Raw genomic sequence first — 24,912 nt, forward strand, 5'->3', positions numbered from 1 at the left:
ATAGCTGTGTACTGGGTATAAAATGTATTTAAAAAAGTCTTCTAAAAGAAGAAGACTTTTGTTTGTACACATCCCGCTTCTTCTTATCTCTCAAGTTAATAAACTTGCTGGAATTAGCACCTTTTCAATCATTGAATCGTTGATGGTTGCTGAGGTGTCATCGGGCCATCCCCTCTGCCTCTCTTGATAAGAAATAAATGAATTATTTCCTAAACCTTACTACAATATTAGACAAGATTCAATTCTTTTTTATTGTTTTCCATAATTAAAAATTTTGCTAAAAAAAGATACTGTCGTCAAGATTCATAAAATTGTAATAAAGGATTCATATTGGTTGAAAAGTTATTTAATTATTACCTTTATAATAGAGTTAGGGAGGGATATAGTCAATGATAGAAAAAAGCAGCTATTGTCATCAGCGTTATTCGAATAAAGTAGAAAACGTAGCTTTTACAAAACAAATAGAAATGGAAGTCCTTGTTTCAAAGGGAATAATCCTGAGATGGTCTTTGTACGGGCACTTTGATTATCCACTCGAACCAATCGAATCTCATGAGAAAAAATAACATCGATTGTAAATGTATTATCTATTTAAATATGAGAAAACAAACTAGGGAAAGCCTGGTTTTTTAGTGCTGGAAACCATCGATTTTTTTGGGTGGATACCTGGCATATAAAAGGGGGCAAAGAAATGTTCTTTGCCCCTTTTGATTAGCATTTGTTTGGGTTTAATCCACGACGCTTTATTTCACCTTGTAAAAAATGAATCCAATCCTTATCAATACCTGTTTTTAATGCATCACGATACGAGACGATCAATTGTTCATTACTCATAATCTTCATTTGTGCATACCTCCAAGTATAGAATAATTAATATTATTCTATTTTACTTGTTTTATGAGTAATTGAATACCATTTATTTAAATATTTATTAAATTGTCATATCTTTTTTCTAAATTCATATATTCACTATTTATCAAAGAAGTTGCCCTTGAAAGAAGTTCCTTATATACTAATGGAAGGAAGAAAAAGGAGTGAAAATGGAATGATTCATTTAGAATGGAATAATCGAAAAACAATAAAAAAGGTTAAATGTATACATACAAATGCAAATAAATATATTGTTAATCATGTCCTGTCAGTTGACAAAGTATATGATGTAAAGAATGAAACAGAAGAGTTTTATTTTATTGTAGACAATACGGGAAGAGTCGGCGGTTTTTATAAGGATTATTTTGAGGTTCAATAACAATATAAAGAGTGTCTAAATACCAACATTGGTTTTTAGGCACTCTTTTTTAATGGTTACCTTTGGTTTGGAAACACTCGCCTGACTGTTTCGCCAAATTCGTCCATAAAACCTTCGACTGGACGTCCATTTCGAATGTCATTTGAATAAGTTGTCATTCTATTTACAAAGTTGGGATCCTGTGACACATAAACATTTTCGATATTTTGAACGGTTGAGTTTACGATTCGTGAAATCTTTTCCTCCATATTTCTTGCTACTTTGTTACTTGTCGGATTTTCCAAATTGACAGCAACGTATGCATTATGGTCTGTTATAATGACGTTGGCGCTGTCAACTTCTTTTAAGTCGGCAATTTTCCTGGCTGCGTGATCTGCAACTTTAAAGCGACTTTGATTTTGATTTCCATTATTTGTAGTTTGTGTCGTGTTTAATCGTGACATTGCATAGTTTCGGCGGAAATTTTGATCGTCGACATTTATTTGCTCTTGATAACGATGATCTCCTACGAAGTCATTTTTATTTTGTTGTTCATTTGTCGTCTGTGGTGTATGGAAGGCGACATCTCTGGTAGGCTGATTGATATTATTTGTATCGTCCATTGCATTATTGTTGATCCCACAAGCAGCAAGCAAGAGAGCTGATAACGAGAGTGTGGATAAAAATGGTTTCCATTTCATCTTTATAAACTCCTTTAAAGTTTTTATTCCCACTTATTTTGACTTGAACGGTAGATTATTATTAAAAGATAACTTCCCAAATTCTAACAGTATTTTCAGTTCAATAAAAAAACCTGTCAATTCTATTTGAGAGGTATAAATCATTAGTTACTTGACAGTGTATTTGATTGAGGTATTCCATAGATTTTTCGTCCGATATAGCTTTGAAGGATGATAAAAATCCCTCCTACCACCCAGTATAGTGGAAGAGCTGCGGGTGCACTAAAGGATATAAACATGATCATTAGTGGGGATATAAGACCCATGAATTTCATTTGTTGTTGAGAAGCCTCTGGCAGGCTAGATTGTGATAGTTTAAATTGAGCATAATAAACAATACCTGCAAGTCCAGTTAACCAAATATCAGGTTGACCAAGGTCAAACCATAAAAAAGAATGGGTTGCAATCTCGTGTGAGTCACGAATTGCATAATAAAAGGCCATTAATATCGGCATTTGTATGAGTAATGGTAAACACCCCGTGTTCAATGGATTAACCCCGTGTTTTTGGTACAGTCCCATTAATTCTTTTTGAAGTTTCTGTTGTTCTAAAGGTTCTTTCGTTTGTTTAAGCTTGTTTTGAATGTTTTCCATCTCTGGTTTTAACAGATCCATTTTTACTTTCATATCGACTTGTGTTTTATACTGTTTAAGCATGAATGGCAATAGAGCAGATCGGATCAGAAGCGTAACAATAATGATTCCCAATCCATAATTATCATTAAAAAGATGGGCAGTCCATACGATCAAAAAAGTAAAAGGTTTGACAAAATACAAAGTAAAAAGTTCACTACTTTGCCCGTTATCTAATGAACAAGCCGATAAAAATAAAACAATGAACGTAAGCAATAACAGAAATAAAGTATTTTTCTTATTAACCATCGTGTATTATTTCCCCCAATATTTTATTTGAAATTATTTTTGGTGGGAAATAGATGATGTGGTTCCTCATCTCGATTATCTTTTCTACGGATTGTTTTAATCATCCAGAGGATTCTTTTATCGATATCGATCCGTATATTTGACTTCAGTGTTGGATTTTTAAAAATCTGCTTGTCTGAGGCGATCTGATTGTTTTTTTTGGGACCATTTCAATTCAGTTTTATATACCCATAGGAATTGAAATGTTAAGCTGATCATCAGTCCAAGAACGAAAGAATAATCAACTTGTCCGTTTAAAACATCAATCAATATTTCAAACAATACATTCACCTCCGGAATATTCCGATTCTAATTAGGTGCTTTTGAAGTATATAAGTTTTTCTGTTAATACTCAATAGAAAACAATAGAAGTTCATGAAAGTTTCTCACTTTATAAGTATTAGACAAATATTGAATTAAGGCTATAATATTAAGGGAACATTATCATTAATTGGGCGAATTTGTTTGTTTGAGGATATTAGGGAGGTCTTGCAATTGGTCGATTATTATAAAGATGACAGTTTAACATTACATACAGATTTATATCAGATAAATATGATTGAAACTTACTGGGAAGACGGAATACATAATCGAAAAGCAGTTTTTGAAGTATCTTTCCGCCAATTGCCTTTTGGGAACGGATATGCGATTTTTGCAGGGTTGGAAAAGGTAATTCATTACTTACAAAGTTTACGTTTTACAGAAAGTGATATCGGGTATTTACGTAATGAACTTGGTTATGATGAAGACTTTCTTTCTTACTTGAAAGATCTTCGTTTTACTGGCACTGTACGTTCGGTTGTAGAGGGAGAAATTGTATTCGGATATGAACCATTGATGCGGATAGAAGCGCCGCTTGCGGAAGCTCAATTAATTGAGACGGCCATTTTAAATATCATTAATTTTCAAACTTTGATAGCAACAAAAGCTGCAAGAATTAAGTATGTTATTGGGAATAATGAAGCAGCTGCAGAGTTTGGAACGAGAAGGGCCCAAGAGATGGATGCCGCCATTTGGGGTACACGGGCAGCTTATATTGGCGGGTTTAGTTCAACATCCAATGTACGCGCTGGAAAAATGTTTGGGATTCCGGTTTCAGGAACACATGCTCATTCTCTTATTCAAGCATACATTGATGAATATACGGCTTTTCATAAATACGCTCGCCGTCATAAAGACTGTGTTTTCTTGGTGGATACATATGATACTTTACGTTCTGGGGTTCCGAATGCCATTAGAGTTGCTAAAGAACTAAGCGATAAAATCAATTTCATAGGTATTCGTTTAGACAGTGGAGATCTTGCATATCTATCAAAGGAAGCAAGATTGATGCTTGATGAGGCTGGTTTCCCAGATGCCAAAATTATCGCGTCTAATGACCTTGATGAGTATACGATTATCAACTTGAAGCAGCAAGGAGCAAGAATCGATGGTTGGGGAGTAGGAACCAAACTCATAACTGCCTTTGATCAGCCTGCGTTAGGGGCTGTTTATAAGATTGTATCAATTGAAGATGACAACGGAGATATGGTTGACACCATTAAAATCAGTGCAAATCCAGAAAAAGTTTCCACACCTGGACTAAAAAGGGTCTATCGAATCATCAATTTAGCCAATCAAAAGTCAGAAGGGGATTATATTACGCTTGAACACGAAGATCCCAATAAGGAAAAAAAGCTGCATATGTTTCATCCAACCCATACTTATTTAAAGAAGTATGTAACGAATTTTGAAGCTAAAGAACTTCATCAGGATATTTTTGTGAATGGAAAATTAGTTTATGATCTGCCAACCATTCACGACATTCAAAGGTTCTGTCATCATAATTTAAATTATCTCTGGGATGAATACAAACGCTCATTAAATCCAGCCGAATATCCGGTTGATCTAAGTCCTTTATGCTGGGAAAATAAACGCCGAAATATCGAAACAGTAAGTGAAAGAGTTCGGGAAATGGTAAATAAAGTGAAAAATGAAAAGGGAGAGCAGTAAAATTGAATATGCAAAAAAGAATTATGCAAGAGTTACATATTCAAGCAGTCATTGAACCGAAAGAAGAAATTAAAAAGCGAGTCCAATTTTTAAAAGATTATCTAGTTAAAACAAATGCAAAGGGTTATGTTTTAGGGATAAGTGGGGGACAAGATTCAACGTTGGCAGGTCGGCTTGCTCAGCTTGCTGTCGAAGAATTAAGAAATGAAGGTCGTCAAGCTAAATTTATTGCGGTTCGTCTTCCTCATGGAGAACAAAAAGATGAAGATGATGCAAAGCTGGCCTTAAATTTTATTAAAGCGGATCAAGAAATGATTTTTAATATTGAGAAGGCTGTTAATGCAGTTAAAGAAGAGTATGATAAACAAACGAATGGAGCAGCTCTAGCCGATTATCATAAAGGCAATGTGAAGGCCAGAATGCGGATGATTGTTCAGTACGCGATTGGGGGGCAAGAAGGCTTACTCGTGATCGGAACGGATCATGCAGCTGAAGCGGTTACTGGTTTTTATACAAAATATGGCGATGGGGGAGCAGATGTAACTCCGTTAACTGGCTTAACAAAGCGACAGGGAAAGGCGTTATTGCAAGAGTTAGGTGCAGAAGAAAGACTTTATTTAAAAGTACCAACTGCAGATTTGCTTGATGAGAAACCAGGTCAGGCAGATGAAACCGAACTTGGTGTAACATATGATGAACTTGATGATTATTTAGAGGGCAAAGCGGTAGATCCAATCGTTGCGGAAAAGATTGAAAAGCGTTATTTTGTCTCACAACATAAACGGGAAATGCCAGCTACACTGTTTGACGAATGGTGGAGAAAATAAGAAATGAGGGTGCACGAATTGGGCACCCTCATTTCTTATTTTTGGCTAGCAAAGACAACGGCCTTTGTTAAAATTTGATAAGCATTTTGCACACGTTCTTCACTAGGAGACTCGATGTCGGCTAGTGGATAATCCAAGCCAAGTGCCTCCCATTTATATACACCTAATTTGTGATAGGGTAAAACCTCAACTTTTCGTACATTTTGTAAAGTACTAATAAAGTCACCTAGTTCGTGTAAATCTTCGTCATGATCCGTAATCGTTGGGACAAGAACATGGCGAATCCAAATAGGAATCTGCTTTTTTGACAGTAATTTTGCAAATTGTAGAATATGATCATTAGCCATTCCAGTTAAGCTGATATGCTTTTTACGGTTCATTTGTTTTAAATCTAATAAAATTAAATCCGTATATTGAAGCAGCTCCTGTAATTGTTCTTGAAATAGTGGAGCTGTAGAATAACAACCACCTGAGGAATCGATAGCTGTATGGATACCAAACTTTTTACATTCCTTAAATAATTCAATAAGAAATGGGATTTGTAATAAGGGTTCTCCGCCGCTAACGGTGATTCCTCCGCCAGAAGCTTCAATAAAGGGGAGGTAAGAAGTTAAATCTTGGATAATTTCATCTACTGACATTTGCTTTCCTGTCCCAATTTCCCAAGTATCTGCATTATGGCAGAATTGACAGCGAAGAAGACAACCTTGTGTAAAAATGACATATCTTATGCCAGGGCCATCAACTGTCCCAAATGTTTCAATAGAATGAATGTTTCCGTTCATAAAAAATCTCCCCCTTAATGAATGTGCTAGAACAAACGAAGTAATCTGTTTGCAGCGAATTTGAAGTTGAAAACCAGAGAGGAACCATCCTTCCTGGTTTTCAAGCTTTTTAGGCTAAAACTGTTTCTTTAGGTGAACCCGCTACACTTTCATGGAATGTACGGTTGATCACATCGATTTGTTGTTCGCGAGTAAGTTTAATAAAGTTAACTGCATATCCAGAAACTCGAATCGTTAATTGTGGATATAATTCAGGATGTTCCATCGCCTCTAATAAAGTATCACGATTTAATACGTTAACATTGATATGATGTCCGTGTTTTGTCATATAGCCATCAAGCATAGCAACTAAATTGTTGACTTGAGACTCATCCTCACGTCCAAGTGCATTCGGAGTGATCGTGAATGTATTAGAAATTCCATCTAATGAAGATTCGTAAGGCAATTTAGCAACAGATGTTAAAGAAGCTAGAGCCCCTTTCGTGTCACGGCCATGCATTGGGTTCGCACCAGGTGCAAATGGTTTACCAGCTTCACGTCCATCAGGAGTTGCACCCGTTTTCTTCCCATATACGACGTTAGATGTAATTGTTAATACGGATTGAGTTGGTACGGCATTACGATAAGTTTTGTGTTTTCTAATCTTGTTCATAATGTCTTCAACAAGTTTAACAGCAATCGAATCGACGCGTTCATCATTATTCCCGTATTTAGGGTAGTCGCCTTCCATTTCATAATCAACCACTAAACCATTTTCATCGCGAATGGTTTTTACTTTTGCATATTTAATCGCACTTAATGAGTCTGCTGCAACTGAAAGTCCTGCAATCCCACATGCCATGGTTCTTAAAACTTCACGGTCATGAAGGGCCATTTCAATTCTTTCGTAGGCATATTTATCATGCATATAGTGAATAACATTAAGGGTATTCACATATAATCCACATAACCAATCAAGCATTTTATCATATTTAGCAATTACTTCGTCATAATCTAAATATTCAGAAGTGATGGATTGATAGGATGGACCCACTTGTTTTTTCAGTTTTTCATCAACCCCACCGTTGATTGCATACAATAGCGCTTTGGCCATGTTGACACGAGCACCGAAGAATTGCATTTGTTTACCAATTCTCATAGCAGAAACACAGCAAGCAATTCCATAGTCGTCGCCCCAATGTTCTCTCATGATGTCATCGTTTTCGTATTGGATTGCACTTGATTTAATCGACATTTTTGCTGCATATTGTTTAAATGCTTCTGGAAGCTTAGTAGACCATAGAATCGTTAAGTTTGGTTCTGGAGCAGGTCCTAAATTATCTAATGTGTGTAAGAAACGGAAAGAGTTTTTCGTTACTAACGGACGTCCGTCAAGAGCCATACCAGCAATTGATTCAGTTACCCATGTTGGATCTCCACTATATAATTCATTGTATTCAGGCGTTCTTGCAAATTTAACAAGACGAAGCTTCATTACAAAATGATCGACTAATTCTTGAGCTTCTTTTTCTGTTAATGTACCATTCTGTAAATCTCTTTCAATATATATATCTAAGAAAGTAGATGTACGTCCAAGACTCATTGCCGCACCATTTTGTTCTTTTATCGCAGCTAAATAACCAAAGTATAACCATTGGATCGCTTCTTTTGCATTTGATGCTGGCTTAGAAAGATCATAACCATAAGAAGCAGCCATTTCCTTAAGTTCTTTTAATGCGCGGTACTGTTCACTGTATTCTTCACGGTCACGAATGACATCAGAAGACATGGATCCGTCACCGATATATTGATACTCTCTTAACTTTTCTTGCATTAAGAAATCTACACCGTAGAGGGCAACACGACGGTAGTCACCGATAATCCGGCCGCGTCCATAAGCATCAGGTAGACCAGTAATGACACCGGCAGATCGTGCAGCTCTCATTTCAGGTGTATAAACATCAAATACACCTTGATTATGTGTTTTACGATATTCGGTAAAAGTGTGTTCAACTTCCTTATCTAATTCAAAGCCGTATGATTCTAAAGCAGTTTTCGCCATTCTAATTCCACCGAAAGGCATTAATGAACGTTTAAAAGGTTTATCCGTTTGAAAACCGACAATTTGTTCTAGCTCTTTATCTAAATAACCAGGACCATGTGAAGTAATCGATGATACAATTTTTGTATCCGCATCTAAAACTCCACCAGCTTCACGTTCCCTTTTTGATAAATCCATTACTTGATCCCAAAGCTTAGTTGTTGCTTCTGTAGGGCCTTCTAAAAATTTCTCATCACCCGTATAAGGAGTGAAGTTTTTTAGAATAAAATCTCGAACATTAACCTCTTTTTGCCAAACTCCATTAGTAAAACATTTCCATTGTTCCATATGTGGTCACCTCATCTAATTTATTAAGGTTCGTAATTTCATGTCATCAGTTGTGTTTGTTTCTATATGGTTAGTATAACAGACTAATCTAGAAGTGAAACACATAATAAATGAACACTTTGTGAAGGTTTTAATAATCCAATATTATCAACGTTTAAGGTAATTTGTTTTATAAAAAACAAATTATTTCTAAAAACTGTACTATAATGTAATTGAATCTGTGTACCTGTTATATAAACAGATTACAAATGATGTGAAGGGTAATAACTTCGTATTTGTATTATTATTTTGTTTACGCTTATGGTAAAGTAATGAAACAGGGAAAATATAGGTAAGGCATGATTTCATTCAGCAAATTCGGCACGAATTTTATTGAAGAAATGTAATCAAGATAAAGATGGAACTTACTTATAGATTTACATACAAAATGACTAGAAGAGGTGGAGTTGGATTGATTCATTTATATACCCATAATGATTTAGATGGACTTGGTTGCGGAATATTGGCAAAGTTGGCATTTGGTGAGGAGATTGAGGTTCATTATAATTCAGTAGCGCGATTAAATCCCCAAGTAGAACGTTTTTTTGACAAACAAGGCGCAGGGGAAAAGGATGTCTTGTGGATTACCGATTTAACGGTTAATGAGTCGAATAGTAAAAAAATTGATCAATTTGTAAAGGCAGGTGGAAAGGCACAATTTTTAGATCATCATAAAACTGCATTACACTTAAATGAATATAGTTGGGCCAAAGTTTTAGTTTCTTATGATGATGGGAAGTTAACGTCTGCAACAACCTTATTTTATGACTATTTACTTGAAAATGAATTCATAAAATCGAGTGAGTCTTTGAATGAGTTTGTGGAGTTAATTCGCCAATATGATACATGGGATTGGGAAAAAAACGATAATATAAAAGCTAAACAATTAAATGATTTATTTTCATTGTTATCATTAGATGATTTCGAAACAAGGATGATTGACCGATTAAAAAATGAAGAGACCTTTTCTTTTAATGAGTTTGAGCAACAAATTTTGAAGATGGAAGAGGATAAAATTAATCGTTATATCCGTAAAAAAAATCGCGAGCTTGTCCAAACTTTTATTGGTGATCAATGTGCTGGGGTTGTTCATGCAGAAATGTATCATTCTGAGTTAGGGAATGAATTAGGGAAAGAAAATAGTCACTTAGATTACATTGCCATTTTAAATATGGGTGGGAAAAAGGTTAGTTTCCGAACGATCCATGATCACATTGATGTTTCGGAAGTAGCCGGTCGTTTTGGTGGAGGAGGCCATGTAAAAGCCTCAGGTTGTACGATGACAGACCAAGCATTTGAATTATTTGTAAAAGAAGTGTTTCCTTTAGAATCATCAAAATTGGATGCACCAAAAAATCAACACAATCTTAAAAATAACCCATCAGGTTGTTTATATGAGAACGTAAAAAAAGAAAAATGGTTTATTAAGCAAAACGACAATAAGAATTGGGTAATTGAGCATGAGCATAAGTTATTGCCAATCAGTTTTCCTTCCTTTATAGAAGCTGAGCAATTTGTCAAAAGACAGTATACAGCTGCTTTAACTAGAGATGATCAATATATCGAGTATATTAAAAATAACAAAAAGAATCATTCTTAATTCATTCTTCTAATGCATAATGGCGCTCTTGGATTGGGATTATAAAGGTGGAGGTGTTGAAATGTCGAAACGCAAAAAAGATCCATCTAAAATTGGGTTAAATTCTCCACAAGTTGAGGGACAGGGAACAACGACAACGGAAACTGGTTCTGTTAAAGCTCCATCTTCTCGTAACAAACAAAAGCGCTATTAAATAATAAAGGAAGGTGCTACTAAATATAAATTGCAGCACCTTCCTATTTTTTTCATTAAGCTTGATACATTTGAGCGATTTCTGCTTGAAGATCTTGATTATCTAAATATTCATCATAAGTCATCTGTTTATCAACCATGCCATTAGGAGTTAACTCAATAATTCGATTGGCAATCGTTTGGATGAATTGGTGGTCATGGGATGAAAAGATCATAGAGCCTTTAAATGCAATAAGTCCATTATTCAAGGCTGTAATGGATTCTAAATCTAAGTGGTTCGTCGGCTCATCTAGTAGTAATACATTTGCACCGCTTAACATCATTTTAGAAAGCATGCAACGAACCTTCTCGCCTCCGGAAAGAACACTTGCCTTTTTTAACACTTCTTCTCCTGAGAATAACATTCTTCCTAAGAACCCTCTCAAGAAGCTTTCGCTATCATCTGTTGGTGAGAACTGACGTAACCAATCAACAAGATTAAGATCACTGTTCTCAAAAAACTCGGAGTTATCTTTTGGGAAGTAGGCTTGTGAGGTTGTAATGCCCCATTTAAATGAGCCGCTGTCAGGCTCTAATTCCCCTGTTAATATTTTAAAAAGTGTTGTTTTCGCGATTTCATTTGCTCCGACTAGAGCGATTTTATCGTCTTTATTCATAATAAAGCTTATGTTATCCAAGACCTTTACGCCATCAATGGTTTTACTTAAACCCTCGACACGTAATAAGTCATTGCCTATTTCACGATCAGGTGTAAAGTTGACATATGGATATCGGCGTGATGATGGTCTGATATCATCCAAAGTAATTTTATCTAATAATTTTTTACGAGAGGTCGCTTGCTTCGATTTAGAGGCATTAGCACTGAACCTGGCAATAAAATTCTGAAGATCTTTAATTTTTTCTTCCTTCTTTTTATTTGCATCTTGTGCCATTTTTGAAGCTAACTGACTTGATTCGTACCAAAAATCATAGTTACCTACATAAATTTGGATTTTAGCATAATCTAGATCAGCGATATGTGTACACACTTTATTTAAAAAGTGTCGGTCATGGGAAACAACAATTACTGTATTTTCGAAGTTAATTAAAAACTCCTCAAGCCATTGAATGGCTTTAATATCTAAATGGTTTGTAGGTTCGTCTAGTAAAAGAACATCTGGTTTACCAAATAATGCCTGTGCTAACAGTATTTTTACTTTCTCTCCGCCCGTTAGGTCAGCCATTTTTTTATCATGAAGAGCCTCTTCGATCCCAAGGCCTTTTAATAAAATGGCAGCTTCTGATTCAGCTTCCCAACCATTTAATTCAGCAAACTCGCCCTCAAGTTCAGCTGCACGCATGCCATCTTCATCTGAAAAGTCAGCCTTCATATAAATGGCGTCTTTTTCTTGCATCACTTCGTAAAGTCGGCTATGACCCATAATAACTACCTTTAAGACTTCTTCCTCTTCGTACTGGAAGTGATCCTGTTTCAAAACAGCAAGTCTTTCCCCAGGACCGAGTGTTACAGAGCCTGATTGGGGTTCGATTTCACCTGATAATATTTTCAAAAATGTTGACTTCCCAGCACCGTTTGCACCAATTAGTCCGTAACAGTTTCCAGGAGTAAATTTAATATTGACGTCTTCAAATAATTTACGGTCTCCAAAACGAAGACCTACATCACTAACAGTTATCATAAATCTTTTTTCCTCCAAAACACAATATGTTTCGATTATACCACTTTATATGAAGAAGGGCGAATATTATTCTATAGAAAAAACGGTGTCGCTTTTTGTTCAAATGAAGGGGAAATATTGAATAAAATATAAATTTTGTGAAAGTTTTAAATTATTGCAGGAAAATAGTGGTTAAAAATCGTATTATAAGAATATAGATAGAATGTAGCGAATGTTTAGTCATAATTTTGAGGTGTATATAAAAAGGTGACTATAAAGGAGTAGGTGTTATGCCTAGCAAACAACTTGTTGACCTTGTAACAAGGTTAAAAAAGTCGGGAGTCCAGATTAGCTTTACAAAGCCACGGTCAAAAATGTCGTTGCATCTTTATAACGATATTGTACCATCTACAGATAAAAATGATTACTCATCACATGAAAAGACGAAGGAACGTACATTACTGGAGTATATATAGCTCAGGGGCAAGATGGAGGACATCATTGCCCTTTGTTTTTATGATCAGATTAAAATTATACTTACATAATTTTCTATTATTTGTCTATACTATTTAAAGATGAAAATAATTACTTCTCATTGTATTCCAAATCTCTAATGAAAATTGGGGGATAGTGGAACAGGAACATTGCTTTAATACGCATTATAAAAATATATAGGGGTGATTAACATATTTTTTAACAGAAAAAACCAAGAGGATAAGCTAGAAAATATTTTGGAGGATGTAGAGGTTTATTCTTGCAATGACACTGGATGTAACGGGTGGATGAGAAAGGATTTCGCATCAGAAGATTTAAAATGCCCATTATGTGGAGATGAAATGACAATTGAGATACGGGAACTACCAAAAATATAAACTACACTTTTACAGTGTAGTTTTATATTTTTAGTTCTTATTGTAAAAGATTAAAATTAAATTTAACAGAATATTCATATTTAAGGCGTTTACAATTGAAAAAATGATATATAATAAAGGTGTAGAAAAGAAACAAAGAAAAAAGCTCCAACCAAATACTTAACACTTTTGGAGGCTCAACCATATAGTGTTCGTTTCGTATAAGTAAGCGAAAACCTATATTACCTTCAATCTTAAGAGAAACATTGGGTAAGGTTGAACGAGGTGAGCTCAATAATTTAATATAAGGGAGGAATTCAACCGGGACATAGTGAAAAATTAAGCCTATAACGTTTGTAATATTAAGCAAAATACAATGTCACGAAAAAAAATTATTATAACAAAGAAAAGATCCTTTATAAGATCATTGCAAAAGTTATGACTGACTGAAACCATAAAAATTAAGTAACAAGTTTTGAAACGTTGAAAATCAAAAGGTTCAATAACAAGTAATTAATTGAAAGTTAGAAAGGATAACAGTCACAAATAATAATACACTTAAAAATTGTATAAGTAAGGTAAGTGTAAGGTTATAAAAATTAACTGACATTTGTGTATGCAAACAATGTTATGCGCAATACGCTTAATAAAATAACTCTTGAACCAAAAATCATTTTCACCATAATTAGTGAAAGGGTGTTTCACTAAGGAAAAATGATAGGAATTCTATTTAAGCCCATAACCAAGCAATTATCGAAAGGGAAAATCGATAATTATCTTTTAATAAAGAATTGCGAAACAAACACATATTAGCTGAATAGCTAAAGGAAAATGAGATTACTCATTGGAAATGAATGAATGTGTTCGCAATCAGCTGATGATGGTTGGGTCTCCAAAAGTGTTAATAATTTAAAAAGCTCTTATCCAAGGGGCTTTTTTATTTTGTTTTGATTCAGCTTCATTATTCAATAAACTCAACCTCTATATAGATACTTTATCGGGTTTAACGGCAGTAATCCCCACCTCTTGATTCTAAGAATAGTGAAAGAATATAGCGAATGTACATAAAAAGCCGTTAGTTGAACACAGACTATATACACCGGCGGCAACGTCTGCATGACCAGCATCCGGTGACCTAAGGCTTTCCATTACTAGGGATGAAAGAAAACCCCTTACTGATAGAAGGTTCACTTTATGTTAAAATCAATTTGGTTTTAAAAAATGTTTATTCATGTAAGTTTGATGCCTAGATGATGAGGAGATGAATGAGAAGCTTAATGGAAAGAGTAAAACCAATTTTGGATATGTTTAAAAGAAGTTGGAATAAATATAGTCCTCCCGTTAGTAACTGGTTACAAAAGGTGCTCGAAAAATTAAGACATTATTGGAAAAAGACCCATATTACACAAATTGTTATTTTAACAGGTTTAGTGTTCCTCCTGTCTGTAATTGTATTTTTTGCCTATACGGCTTCACAAGCAAATGTGCAATCATTGCAAGAAGGGTTGTCACAAACAACCATTATTCATGATAAAGACGGGGCTGAAGCGACAAAAGTAAATGTTAATCGAACAGAGGGAATCGATGTTAAACAATTGCCTGAACATGTGTCAAACGCTGTGATTGCTATAGAAGATCGTCGCTTCGCGGAACATAATGGATTTGACCTTATGGGCATTTCAAGAGCATTCTTCAAAAATTTTCTGGCCGGTAAAATTACAGGTGGAGGAAGCACCATCACCCAACAATTAGCTAAAAATGCCCTTCTTACCCATGAGCAAACCATTAGAAGAAAAGTGGAGGAGTTATTTTTAGCTGTTGAGATCGAAAAACACTACACAAAAGATGAAATATTGAGTATGTATTTAAACCAAGTTTACTTTGGCAGTGGGGCTTGGGGAATTGACCATGCTTCCATGAAATATTTTAACAAAGAGATTACCGAAGTTACGATTAGTGAAGCAGCCCTTTTGGCCGGCCTGCTGCAGTCACCATCTGCGCTAAATCCATACAAACATTATGAGAGGGCGATGAATCGAAGAAATGTTGTTCTTGGTACAATGAAGGAACTTAACATGATTTCTAACGAACAATATTCGCAAGCTGTAAATGAAAAAAATGTATTAGAAGATGGCGGGGAAAATCGTATTAAACGTGAATATCCTTATTATGTTGATGCGGTAATCGATGAGGCGATCTCACGTTACGGATTAACGCAAGAAGAGATCATGACACGTGGCTATCGAATCTATACAGAAATGGATCAAGATATTCAAGCATCATTAGAAAACGTCTATCAGAAAAGAGCGAACTTCCCAACTGGAAAAGGAAATGCTTTAGTCCAAAGCGGTGCAGTATTGCTTGACCCGCAAACAGGGGGTGTTCGAGCGTTAGTAGGTGGGCGTGGGGATTATGTGTTTAGAGGATATAACCGAGCCACCCATATTAAGGTACAACCTGGTTCAACGTTAAAGCCACTTGTCGTTTATACGCCAGCATTAGAGGAAGGGTATCAACCAACCTCCCTTCTAAAAGACGAGAAAATGGGGTTCGGGGATTATGCACCGACTAATGTTTCCGGCATCTATCAAGGTGAAGTCCCGATGTATAAAGCCTTAGAACAGTCGATTAATTTATCGGCCGTTTGGTTGCTTAATGAGATCGGTTTAGACAAAGGAATTTCCTCTTTAGAAAAGTTTGGAATTTCGATTGAAAAGGAAGACCGTTATTTAGGAATTGCATTAGGTGGGATGAGTAAAGGGGTTTCACCTTTACAATTAGCAGAAGCTTATTCCACATTTGCAAATAACGGTAAAAGGGAAGGTGCCCATTTAATCACAAGAATTGAAGGGCCAACAGGGAATGTAATGGCCGAACATAAAGCGAAAACGGTAAAGGTTACATCTAAGAAAGTAGCTAATCAGATGACTTCAATGCTACTTGGGGTAGTTGAAGAGGGAACAGGAAAAGCAGCGAACATCCCTGGTGTTCAATTAGCAGGAAAAACAGGTTCAACTCAATTACCTTATAATGATATTAAAGGGACGAAAGATCAGTGGTTTGTAGGATATACTCCTAATTTAGTTGGGGCAGTATGGCTTGGATATGATAAAACGGATCGAGACCATTACTTAGCTTCAAATAGTACGGAAACAGTCGTCCCATTATTTAGGACAATCATGGAGCAAGCCGTTCCATTTATTGAAAAAGAAGAGTTTCCAGTTCAATCCATCCAATCTACTATAAGGGAAGAAGAGGCAGAGAAAGAGAAGGAAAAAGAGAAAGAATCACTTAAGGATCAAACAGAGCGATTGAGAGAAAAAGTGTTAGAAGAATTCCCAAAATGGAAAGAAAGAATTGAGAAAGGTACAGGAGAGTTAGAGGATTTTGGGAAGAAATTGAAAGACAAATTAGAAGATATGGTCGAAACGCAACATTAAATTTACTTCATTCAGCAGAAGAACTTTACTTCTAAAGTTAAGGGATGAATGCAAGTAGCTCTGCGATTCAGTGATTGTTCACCCCCGTGCTGAATGAAGTTAAGCCTCCGGCGGATGTTACGGATTTTTTATCGAGCGAGCTCGATAAAAAAATCCGAACGCAAATTCGAGGGAGAATTTGATTAAATATCTTTAAAAATCTATATTTTGTGATAAAGTATTACTAATAGAATTTCATATTAGTCTGATATTTAGATAGGAGAAGAAGATCATGTCAAACGAAAAATTAACGATTACTAGAGCAACTACTCACAAACCTAAACCTGATTCTGAACACCTTGAATTTGGTAAAGTCTTTACAGATCATATGTTTGTGATGGATTATACAACAGTTCGAGGATGGCATGATGCGCAAATCATACCTTATCAACCATTGTCAATTGATCCTTCAGCCATGATTTTTCATTATGGACAAACTGTTTTTGAAGGTTTAAAAGCCTATTATACAGAAGAGGGTAAAATTCTTCTTTTTAGACCTGATAAAAATATGCAACGTTTAAACCAATCAAATGACCGTTTATGTATCCCAGAAATCGATGAAGCTTTAGCATTAGATGCATTGAAAGAGCTTATTAAAATAGATTATGAATGGGTACCTAAAGCAGAAGGAACTTCCCTTTATATTCGTCCATTTATTATTGCAACACAACCTTCGCTTGGTGTACATCCTTCTGAATCATATAAATTTATTATCATCATGTCACCAGTTGGTTCTTATTATAAGGAAGGAATTAAGCCGATTAAGATTGCAGTTGAAAGCAAGTATGTACGCGCAGTAGCGGGTGGAACTGGACAAGCAAAAACCGCTGGAAACTATGCTTCGAGTTTAAAAGCACAGGAAGTTGCTGATGCAGAAGGGTATTCTCAAGTACTTTGGTTAGATGGAGTAGAAAGAAAATATATTGAAGAAGTTGGAAGTATGAATATTTTCTTCAAAATCAATGGTGAAGTGATAACTCCTGCTTTAAACGGAAGTATTCTGCCAGGTATTACAAGAGACTCGATTTTACATGTATTAAAGCATTGGAATGTACCTGTTGTTGAACGTAAAATTTCAATGGAAGAAGTATTCCAAGCATATGAAGACGGGCTATTAGAAGAAGTATTCGGAACTGGAACGGCAGCCGTTATTTCTCCAGTAGGTGAACTATATTGGGATGATAAACATTTAAATATAAACAATGGCGAAATTGGGGATCTATCATTGAAGTTATATCATACATTAACTTCAATTCAACTTGGAAAAGAAGAAGATCCATTCGGTTGGACCGTCGAAGTGGAACAAGAGGTAACAAAAAATAAGTAAATAGATATACGAGCGAACGATAAGGGGAGAGGGATTTTAAATGATACAAGCCATATTTTTTGATCTTGATGACACATTGTTATGGGATCAAAGAAGTGTTAAGGAAGCTTTTACATCTACGTGTTTAATCGCTTCTGAAAAATATCAGATTGATCCAGAGAGATTAGAAGAATCGGTTCGTGAAGAGGCTAGAAAGCTTTATAGTAGTTATGAGACCTATCCATTTACTCAAATGATCGGGATCAACCCATTTGAAGGACTATGGGGAAATTTTTTAGATGATCATGATGAGTTTCGCAAAATGAAAGAGATCGTGCCACAATATCGTAAAGACGCATGGACAAATGGATTAAAAGCTTGTGGAATTGACGATAAGGAATATGGAGCGTTTTTAGCAGAGAAATTCCCCGAACAGAGGCGCAAGAAACCATTTGTATATGAAGATAGTTTTCAAGTGTTGGATGAATTAAAGGGCAACTATAAGTTATTGCTTTTAACAAATGGTTCACCCGATCTTCAAAATACGAAATTAACAATTACTCCAGAATTAGTCCCTTACTTTGATGAAATTGTGATTTCAGGTGCATTTGGAAGAGGGAAACCTGATGCCTCAATCTTTGAACATGCACTTTCACTATTTAATATTGAGAAAGAACATGTAATTATGGTCGGGGATAATTTAATGACGGATATACTAGGGGCAAAACGGGCAGGGATTAAGTCGGTTTGGATTAACCGTCATAACCAATCAACGAATGAAGTAGTTCCTGATTATGAAATTAGTAGCTTAAGTGAGCTATTAGATTTATTAAAGCAATTGTAAGAATATAGGTAACCCCAAAGTCTATTTGCAAACAAATAAAGAAAATGAGATGATCTTGTTACACTTCTATGTTAGGGGTTATGTTTATGAAATGTAAAATTAATCGTCATGCTGCAAAGGTTCTGCAGGAAATGGTTGCAAACGAAGGGGATACAGGAAAAAAATACTCCGTGTGTATATTACTCATATGCATGGGGATCATGCTCATTATGATCTTCGTTTTGATCTTCCAACAGAATTTGATGAAATTGTTAAAACAGACAAAGACATTGATATTCTTTTAGATACAAGAGAAGATTTTCTAGATGGAGTCTGGATTCAATACTATTATGTTCCTCAAGAGGGCTTTGTGATTACAAACCCAGTCAAGGATCGTGAAGGTCATGGTCATCATTAATAATAAAGTGAAACTACCATCAACGGGGGGCTTTCATCCCCCACTGATGGTTAGTCACGCAGAACCTGATTGATTTATCTAAGGGCTAAAGCCCAAAGATAAATCTTATTGCCCGTTAAGCCTGATAAAAGTCTCGGTATTTGCCGAGACTTTTATTATATTATAAATCTAGTAGACTAGAAAAATATTATGTAAACTAAGAGGACGAAAATATAAAAAGTTCTATAAAAATTAGAAAAAATGTGTGAAAATGGAAATAATAATGAATGAAGGAGATAACCAATGGGAAAAGGGTTAACAGGTAAACATGTAGTGCTAGGTGCAACACGAAAAACAGACGAAATGATCACATTGATTCAAAAACAGGGCGGTACAGCTATTGTTCGTTCATTACAAGGAACCGTTATTAAAGCAGGCAAAGAAATTGAACAGGGGATTGTAAATTTCGCTCAAAATGGTGCAGACTGGGTGATTTTAACCACTGGAATCGGGTTAGACACATTGCTCGATCAGGCCGATCAATTACAATTAAAAGAAACCTTTATTGAAAAATTAAAAATAGCAAAGGTGGCCTCAAGAGGTTACAAAACGGCTAACGCATTAAAACGATTGAGTATTAATGCTGTCATTTCTGATGATGATGGAACAACTCAAAGCTTGATCCGTCAAATGCAGGATATTGATTTATCTGGAAAAAGAGTGATTGTCCAGTTGCACGGAGAAAAAGCACCATCTCTTATTCATTTTTTAGAAACAAAGGGTGCAGAAATATCATTGTTACTGCCATACCAGCATATCGCCCCTGATCAAGAAACCCTTGAAACGCTTTGTAAAGAGATTTTAAATAAAGAAGTAGATGCTATATGCTTTACAACTGCGGTTCAAGTACATGGGTTATTTGAATATGTAAATGAGAAAGAAATTTTAGAGGACATTAAAAAGATCTTTAATGAGGGAAAAACGGTTGCGACAGCGGTTGGAAAAGTAACTGCCGCCGCATTAAAAGAAGAAGGCATAAATAGAATCGTTGTTCCAGCTCACGAGAGAATGGGGGCCATGATCATTGAATTAGCGAGATATTATGAAGAAAATTAAATGTTATAATAAATAAGCTGTAATATTTTGTATAATGATATAAATAGTGGTATGATTAAACGTGGTTTTATTTATAAAAAGGAGATGAATGAAATGGCTAAAAAAGGATACATATTAATGCAAAATGGAGACAAAATCGAATTTGAGCTATATCCAAATGAAGCACCTGGCACAGTAGCAAACTTTGAGAAACTCGTGAATGAAGGTTTTTATAATGGTTTAACTTTCCACCGTGTGATCCCAGGCTTCGTAAGTCAAGGCGGTTGCCCTCATGGAATTGGAACAGGTGGTCCAGGATATACAATTAAATGTGAAACAGAAGGCAATCCACATACACATGAAGTTGGATCATTATCAATGGCGCATGCAGGAAGAGATACAGGTGGAAGCCAATTCTTTATCGTACATGAGCCACAGCCACATCTAAATGGTGTACATACTGTTTTTGGAAAAGTAACTTCAGGAATGGATACTGTGCTAGCTATGAAAAATGGCGATGTAATGGAAAAAGTAGAAGTAATGGATGCTTAAAAAAGATTGAGGTGCTCGGCACCTTCCGATTTGGAAGGGATCGAGCACCTTTTTAAATTTTTACATATTTATAATTATACATTTTTATGATTAAATATTGACTTTTTATAAAAAACAAGTATGATTAAACCATTATAGAAAATCCGTAAAGTGGGGACGAGATATGGTTAAGATCAGAAGGGCAAAAATTTCCGATATAGACAGCCTATATGAATTAATTAATATTTATTCAAAAAAAGGAATTGTGTTACCAAGAACAAAAAAGTCTTTGAGTCAAAATATTTTTTCGATTTTTGTAGCGATCGTAGACAATGAGGTTGTAGGTACAGCAAGTTTGGCTATACTAGATACAGATTTGGCAGAAGTTCGTTCTCTTGTTGTTGATGAATCTAAGATGAAGTTGGGAATCGGTAAAATGCTTGTGGAAAAGATAAAGGAAGAAACAGATCGCATCGGAATTGAAAAATTGATTTCCTTAACCTATCAAGTAGATTTCTTTAAAAAATGTGGGTTTGAAGTGACTGTTAAGGATAAGATGCCGCAAAAAGTGTGGCAGGATTGTATTAATTGTCCAAAGTTGCACAACTGTGATGAAATAGCCATGATCTATTATGTTAAAAATAAAGTGTGTATCTAATAAATACTGTAATAGCAATAAAAAAGGTTTTAGGAAATTTAATCCTAAAACCTTTTTTATTATAATGCTTTTAATGTATCTGTTAGGACAGGTACAATTTGTTTTTTACGAGAAACTACACCTTTAAGGGTAGCAGTATGATTGTCTAATTCAATATTGAATGCTGATTCAACGGCATTTGTCATTTTACCAAGAGCTAAACTAATCGAATCATTTGTTAAAATATCTGTTACAACAAATAAGAACAAATCAAGGTTCTCTTTTGCAATTACCGCTTGGATAGCTTCTTCAATTTCCTTTTGACGTGAAAGGACATCATTTGTATCAACTGCATTTACTTGTGCAATTTTTACTTTATATTCGCCCATGTCAAAGCCTTTTGCATCAAGCGTAATCAATTGTTCTATCGTCTTATCACTTAAATCTGCACCCGCTTTTAGCATTTCTAGACCATAGCTTTCTGCATCAACTCCAGCAATCTCGGCTAATTCACGAGCAGCTGCTACATCTTGTTCTGTACATGTTGGGGATTTAAATAATAATGAATCAGAAATAATTGCCGAAAGCATTAAGCCAGCGATTTCTTTTCTTACTTTTACACCATTTTCCTTATACAGCTTATTTAAAATGGTAGCCGTACAACCTACAGGTTCTGCTCGATAATAAAGCGGGTCGCTCGTTTGAAAATTAGCGATGCGATGGTGGTCAATAACTTCTAAAATTCTCACATCATCAATATCATCTGCACTCTGTTGTCTCTCATTATGATCCACTAAAATGACTTGGCTCGCTTCCTCCGAAACCTTTTCAACTAAACGAGGTACATTTACTTGAAAATACTCAAGTGCATATTTTGTTTCACTGTTAATCTCACCAAGACGGATTGGTTCAGCATTGACACCCAATTCAGACTTAAGATTGGCATAGGCAATAGCCGAGCAAATGGTGTCAGTGTCCGGGTTTTTATGTCCAAATACTAGTACTTTTTTCATTTTTTGTACTCCTTATATGTAGTTATTCCCTTCATCCATCTTTAGATGAAAGTTTATTCAAACAATATCTTACCATATAAAAAGTGAATTTTTAACCATATTTTTCGCAAAGTCAGATATTTTGTCAAGTTTGCACGAAGTGGATGAACTATTCTCCAATGATTAAATATGATATTACAAAACAAATTAGTTGAATCGGTGTACAAACTTAGAGTAGTATAGAAAAAATTACCTTAAGAACGAATTGCTGGATAAATATTTGCATGAATACTAACTTATTAGGAGGGAAATGGGATGAGAGATGTAACATTAGTAAAAATTTTTAATCACCATATAGCCCAAAAATATGTTAATCGATCTGGCTTAGTTCATGCGATAGCGGTTGCTTATCATGCTTTTCATCTCGCCAAAAATCGAGGGGTTGATACAGATAGTGCGGCTAAAGCTGGATTTTTGCATGATATCGGGCATTTTACTTGGTATCAGAACGGAAAGTGGGATTATGAATTATATCGAAAAAATGACATTCATGCGATAAAGGGAGCAGAAAGGGCTCATAAACTCTTAGTTCGTTTAGGGGAAAATCCAGTGAAAGCAAAGGAAATTGCCTTAGCGATTTTATTTCATACAGATTCTTATTTTCCAGGTGGGGATATCATTCGAACACCACTTCAGGAAATTGTCAAACTAGCCGATGAGAAAGATGAGGAGCCTGGTGGCCAGCACCATTATCGAAAAATCGATCATGAGAAAGCAATTAAGTTGTTACAGAAATTAGATGAAAAAATAGACCAAGCTTTAAATGAAGAATCTTGAAATGCTGTAACATATTTTATCCCTTACCAGAATAAGTCTCAATAATGGAGATATTGTTCTAAAAGGGGGATTACCTATGTCTTCACATATGTTTAAAACAGTTGTTAACATTCCGATCGAGACGGTATGGAAATTCCTACATTCAATAGAAGAGTGGCCTGGCGTAATTCCAGGATATATTTCACATGAAATCTTATCTGATCAAATTTCAACGTGGCAAATTAAAAGTGATTTTGGGCTTATTAAGAAGAAGCTTCACTTTAAAGCAGAAATAATCGAGTGGAAGAAATATGAAAAAATTACCTTTCGGATTACGGGAATAAGTGATAAGTTTCATGGGCATGGTCGGGTTGAAACAATTAAATTATCAAATCATAAAACAAGCATTCTAGCTAATTTCCATATTACTGCAGAAGGCTCAATTGCTAAATTAATTAAACCGTTTTTGAAAAGTTCCCTTCCTGAAATGTCTAAAGAAAAGAAATATGAGCTTGAACAACAAATTAAGAAAATTGCAGGAGGGAAATAATTTTTTTGAGATAGATATGCGACTGACTGGGTCTATATCTATCTTTTTTTTATTATACAAACAAAAATATACATGTTTTTACAAAAAAATATAAAATTTATCATGAAAATAGTACACGAATAATTTTAAATGTGTTATTCTATATTCATAAAAAGTATGACATATTTAAAACGCTTTAAAAATGATGGGGTTGATACTAGCAAAGATACTTTTTCATATGCATTCTTTCGTATATTTTAGATTTCAATTGAAGAAAAGGTTGTGAACATCATTAAATCTGAAGAAGTTGTTTATGTAGTTTCAGACTCAGTTGGTGAAACGGCTGAATTTGTAGTCAAAGCGGTGGCCGCACAATTTAACGGGGGAACGGTTGGCATTCATCGATATGCTTTTGCTGAAGCGACTGAGGATATTGATGAGGTAATCAATAGCGCAAAGGATAGCAACTCGATTATAGCCTATACATTGGCTATTCCAGAACTGAAGAAGTATTTGGATCAGCGTGCTGCCGAAGAAGGGATTATGGCTGTCGATATTATGCAACCACTTATTGAAGTCTTTATGAGAAAGTTTAATAAACAGCCTAATCATCAACCGAAATTATTAAGACAACTTGATGATGAATATTTTAGAAGAGTGGAAGCTGTTGAATTTGCTGTTAAATATGACGATGGTAGGGATCCCCGGGGGGTTACACGGGCGGATATTGTTTTGATAGGTGTTTCACGAACATCGAAAACCCCTCTATCAATGTATTTAGCACATCAGGGCTTTAAAGTTGCAAATGTTCCGTTAGTTCCCGAAGTATCTCCTCCCGATGAATTATTTCAAATTCCACGGAATAAATGTGTCGGCCTAATTATTACACCAGATAAATTAAATGAAATCCGTAGAGAACGTTTAAAGGCGTTAGGACTTAGATCTGAAGCCAATTATGCTAGCTTTGAACGTATTCTTGAGGAACTAGATTATGCTGAAAAAATTATGAAGCGTGTTGGCTGTCCAGTCATTAACGTGGCAAATAAAGCTGTTGAAGAAACGGCAGGTTTAATTATCGATATTTTAAAGAAAAGAGGCTCAAAGTAG

General features: G+C 35.3%; 25 protein-coding genes, 1 pseudogene and 1 riboswitch. Of the genes and pseudogenes, 18 read left to right on the forward strand and 8 right to left on the reverse strand.

Annotation, left to right across the window (positions count from 1 at the left end; translation table 11 throughout):
* Nucleotides 1-80: 80 nt before the first annotated feature.
* Nucleotides 81-193: riboswitch (SAM riboswitch) on the reverse strand.
* Between the two features lie 196 nt (nt 194-389).
* Nucleotides 390-566 carry a hypothetical protein gene (locus R4Z10_RS10665; RefSeq protein ID WP_338469292.1) on the forward strand — a complete coding sequence of 59 codons (177 nt, stop codon included), beginning with the start codon at nt 390-392 and terminating at the stop codon, nt 564-566.
* Between the two features lie 145 nt (nt 567-711).
* Here the strand turns inward: R4Z10_RS10665 and sda are convergent, their stop codons facing one another.
* A complete protein-coding gene (gene sda, locus R4Z10_RS10670; RefSeq protein WP_338469293.1) occupies nt 712-843 on the reverse strand; it encodes a sporulation histidine kinase inhibitor Sda in 132 nt (43 codons plus the stop codon).
* A 202-nt stretch (nt 844-1,045) separates the two neighbouring features.
* Between sda and R4Z10_RS10675 the strand changes: the two genes are divergently transcribed.
* The gene (locus tag R4Z10_RS10675; protein WP_338469294.1) at nt 1,046-1,249 is read left to right on the forward strand and encodes a DUF6501 family protein; all 204 of its coding nucleotides are present in this window, start codon (nt 1,046-1,048) and stop codon (nt 1,247-1,249) included.
* 56 nt (nt 1,250-1,305) lie between these two features.
* On the opposite strand, the gene R4Z10_RS10680 is transcribed toward R4Z10_RS10675, so the two are convergent.
* The 3 genes from R4Z10_RS10680 to R4Z10_RS10690 all read right to left on the reverse strand — a co-directional run bounded on the left by R4Z10_RS10680 (nt 1,306) and on the right by R4Z10_RS10690 (nt 3,170).
* A complete protein-coding gene (locus R4Z10_RS10680; RefSeq protein WP_338469295.1) occupies nt 1,306-1,929 on the reverse strand; it encodes a YhcN/YlaJ family sporulation lipoprotein in 624 nt (207 codons plus the stop codon).
* A gap of 143 nt (nt 1,930-2,072) precedes the next feature.
* Nucleotides 2,073-2,849: a membrane protein insertase YidC gene (gene yidC / locus R4Z10_RS10685; protein WP_338469296.1), complete on the reverse strand. Its 777-nt coding sequence runs from the start codon at nt 2,847-2,849 to the stop codon at nt 2,073-2,075.
* 159 nt (nt 2,850-3,008) lie between these two features.
* Nucleotides 3,009-3,170 (reverse strand): hypothetical protein, encoded by a 162-nt coding sequence (locus R4Z10_RS10690; protein ID WP_338469297.1) that lies wholly within the window; start codon nt 3,168-3,170, stop codon nt 3,009-3,011.
* 213 nt (nt 3,171-3,383) lie between these two features.
* Between R4Z10_RS10690 and R4Z10_RS10695 the strand changes: the two genes are divergently transcribed.
* Both R4Z10_RS10695 and nadE read left to right on the forward strand, forming a co-directional pair.
* Complete coding sequence (locus tag R4Z10_RS10695; protein ID WP_338469298.1) at nt 3,384-4,880, forward strand: nicotinate phosphoribosyltransferase; 1,497 nt, start codon at nt 3,384-3,386, stop codon at nt 4,878-4,880.
* A gap of 2 nt (nt 4,881-4,882) precedes the next feature.
* Nucleotides 4,883-5,707 (forward strand): ammonia-dependent NAD(+) synthetase, encoded by an 825-nt coding sequence (nadE, locus tag R4Z10_RS10700; protein ID WP_338469299.1) that lies wholly within the window; start codon nt 4,883-4,885, stop codon nt 5,705-5,707.
* A 35-nt stretch (nt 5,708-5,742) separates the two neighbouring features.
* Here nadE and pflA read toward each other — a convergent pair whose 3' ends face one another.
* Complete coding sequence (gene pflA / locus R4Z10_RS10705; protein ID WP_338469300.1) at nt 5,743-6,492, reverse strand: pyruvate formate-lyase-activating protein; 750 nt, start codon at nt 6,490-6,492, stop codon at nt 5,743-5,745.
* A gap of 109 nt (nt 6,493-6,601) precedes the next feature.
* Nucleotides 6,602-8,860, reverse strand: coding sequence for a formate C-acetyltransferase (gene pflB / locus R4Z10_RS10710; protein WP_338469301.1), 2,259 nt, complete (start codon nt 8,858-8,860; stop codon nt 6,602-6,604).
* A gap of 451 nt (nt 8,861-9,311) precedes the next feature.
* Between pflB and R4Z10_RS10715 the strand changes: the two genes are divergently transcribed.
* On the forward strand, nt 9,312-10,499 hold the full coding sequence (locus tag R4Z10_RS10715) for a DHHA1 domain-containing protein (RefSeq protein WP_338473219.1): 1,188 nt from the start codon (nt 9,312-9,314) through the stop codon (nt 10,497-10,499).
* Nucleotides 10,500-10,560: 61 nt separating this feature from the next.
* Nucleotides 10,561-10,692 (forward strand): YuzL family protein, encoded by a 132-nt coding sequence (locus tag R4Z10_RS10720; RefSeq protein ID WP_338469302.1) that lies wholly within the window; start codon nt 10,561-10,563, stop codon nt 10,690-10,692.
* 55 nt (nt 10,693-10,747) lie between these two features.
* On the opposite strand, the gene R4Z10_RS10725 is transcribed toward R4Z10_RS10720, so the two are convergent.
* A complete protein-coding gene (locus tag R4Z10_RS10725; RefSeq protein WP_338469303.1) occupies nt 10,748-12,370 on the reverse strand; it encodes an ATP-binding cassette domain-containing protein in 1,623 nt (540 codons plus the stop codon).
* A gap of 269 nt (nt 12,371-12,639) precedes the next feature.
* On the opposite strand from R4Z10_RS10725, the gene R4Z10_RS10730 reads away from it, so the two are divergent.
* The 9 genes and pseudogenes from R4Z10_RS10730 (at nt 12,640) to R4Z10_RS10770 (ending at nt 21,489) form a co-directional block, all read left to right on the forward strand.
* Nucleotides 12,640-12,825, forward strand: coding sequence for a hypothetical protein (locus R4Z10_RS10730; RefSeq protein WP_338469304.1), 186 nt, complete (start codon nt 12,640-12,642; stop codon nt 12,823-12,825).
* Nucleotides 12,826-13,026: 201 nt separating this feature from the next.
* Nucleotides 13,027-13,221, forward strand: a complete 195-nt coding sequence (locus R4Z10_RS10735) for a cold-inducible protein YdjO-related protein (protein WP_338469305.1) — start codon at nt 13,027-13,029, stop codon at nt 13,219-13,221.
* A gap of 1,244 nt (nt 13,222-14,465) precedes the next feature.
* Nucleotides 14,466-16,640, forward strand: a complete 2,175-nt coding sequence (locus R4Z10_RS10740; protein ID WP_338469306.1) for a penicillin-binding protein 1A — start codon at nt 14,466-14,468, stop codon at nt 16,638-16,640.
* A 271-nt stretch (nt 16,641-16,911) separates the two neighbouring features.
* On the forward strand, nt 16,912-18,006 hold the full coding sequence (locus tag R4Z10_RS10745; RefSeq protein WP_338469307.1) for a branched-chain amino acid aminotransferase: 1,095 nt from the start codon (nt 16,912-16,914) through the stop codon (nt 18,004-18,006).
* 40 nt (nt 18,007-18,046) lie between these two features.
* The gene (locus R4Z10_RS10750) at nt 18,047-18,829 is read left to right on the forward strand and encodes an HAD family hydrolase (protein ID WP_338469308.1); all 783 of its coding nucleotides are present in this window, start codon (nt 18,047-18,049) and stop codon (nt 18,827-18,829) included.
* Between the two features lie 86 nt (nt 18,830-18,915).
* A pseudogene (locus R4Z10_RS10755) lies at nt 18,916-19,226 on the forward strand (iron-sulfur cluster assembly accessory protein).
* A gap of 282 nt (nt 19,227-19,508) precedes the next feature.
* Nucleotides 19,509-20,321 carry a uroporphyrinogen-III synthase gene (locus tag R4Z10_RS10760; RefSeq protein WP_338469309.1) on the forward strand — a complete coding sequence of 271 codons (813 nt, stop codon included), beginning with the start codon at nt 19,509-19,511 and terminating at the stop codon, nt 20,319-20,321.
* 93 nt (nt 20,322-20,414) lie between these two features.
* Nucleotides 20,415-20,852, forward strand: coding sequence for a peptidylprolyl isomerase (locus R4Z10_RS10765; protein WP_338473220.1), 438 nt, complete (start codon nt 20,415-20,417; stop codon nt 20,850-20,852).
* A 163-nt stretch (nt 20,853-21,015) separates the two neighbouring features.
* Complete coding sequence (locus tag R4Z10_RS10770) at nt 21,016-21,489, forward strand: N-acetyltransferase (RefSeq protein WP_338469310.1); 474 nt, start codon at nt 21,016-21,018, stop codon at nt 21,487-21,489.
* A gap of 59 nt (nt 21,490-21,548) precedes the next feature.
* On the opposite strand, the gene R4Z10_RS10775 is transcribed toward R4Z10_RS10770, so the two are convergent.
* A complete protein-coding gene (locus R4Z10_RS10775; protein ID WP_338469311.1) occupies nt 21,549-22,481 on the reverse strand; it encodes a manganese-dependent inorganic pyrophosphatase in 933 nt (310 codons plus the stop codon).
* Between the two features lie 294 nt (nt 22,482-22,775).
* Here R4Z10_RS10775 and R4Z10_RS10780 point away from each other — a divergent pair, with 294 nt between their 5' ends.
* The 3 genes from R4Z10_RS10780 to R4Z10_RS10790 all read left to right on the forward strand — a co-directional run bounded on the left by R4Z10_RS10780 (nt 22,776) and on the right by R4Z10_RS10790 (nt 24,912).
* On the forward strand, nt 22,776-23,297 hold the full coding sequence (locus R4Z10_RS10780; protein ID WP_338469312.1) for an HD domain-containing protein: 522 nt from the start codon (nt 22,776-22,778) through the stop codon (nt 23,295-23,297).
* Between the two features lie 76 nt (nt 23,298-23,373).
* Nucleotides 23,374-23,826, forward strand: coding sequence for an SRPBCC family protein (locus R4Z10_RS10785; protein ID WP_338469313.1), 453 nt, complete (start codon nt 23,374-23,376; stop codon nt 23,824-23,826).
* Between the two features lie 270 nt (nt 23,827-24,096).
* Nucleotides 24,097-24,912 (forward strand): pyruvate, water dikinase regulatory protein, encoded by an 816-nt coding sequence (locus R4Z10_RS10790; RefSeq protein ID WP_338473221.1) that lies wholly within the window; start codon nt 24,097-24,099, stop codon nt 24,910-24,912.

The organism is Niallia sp. XMNu-256 (genome assembly GCF_036670015.1).
Lineage (GTDB): Bacteria > Bacillota > Bacilli > Bacillales > Cytobacillaceae > Bacillus_BD.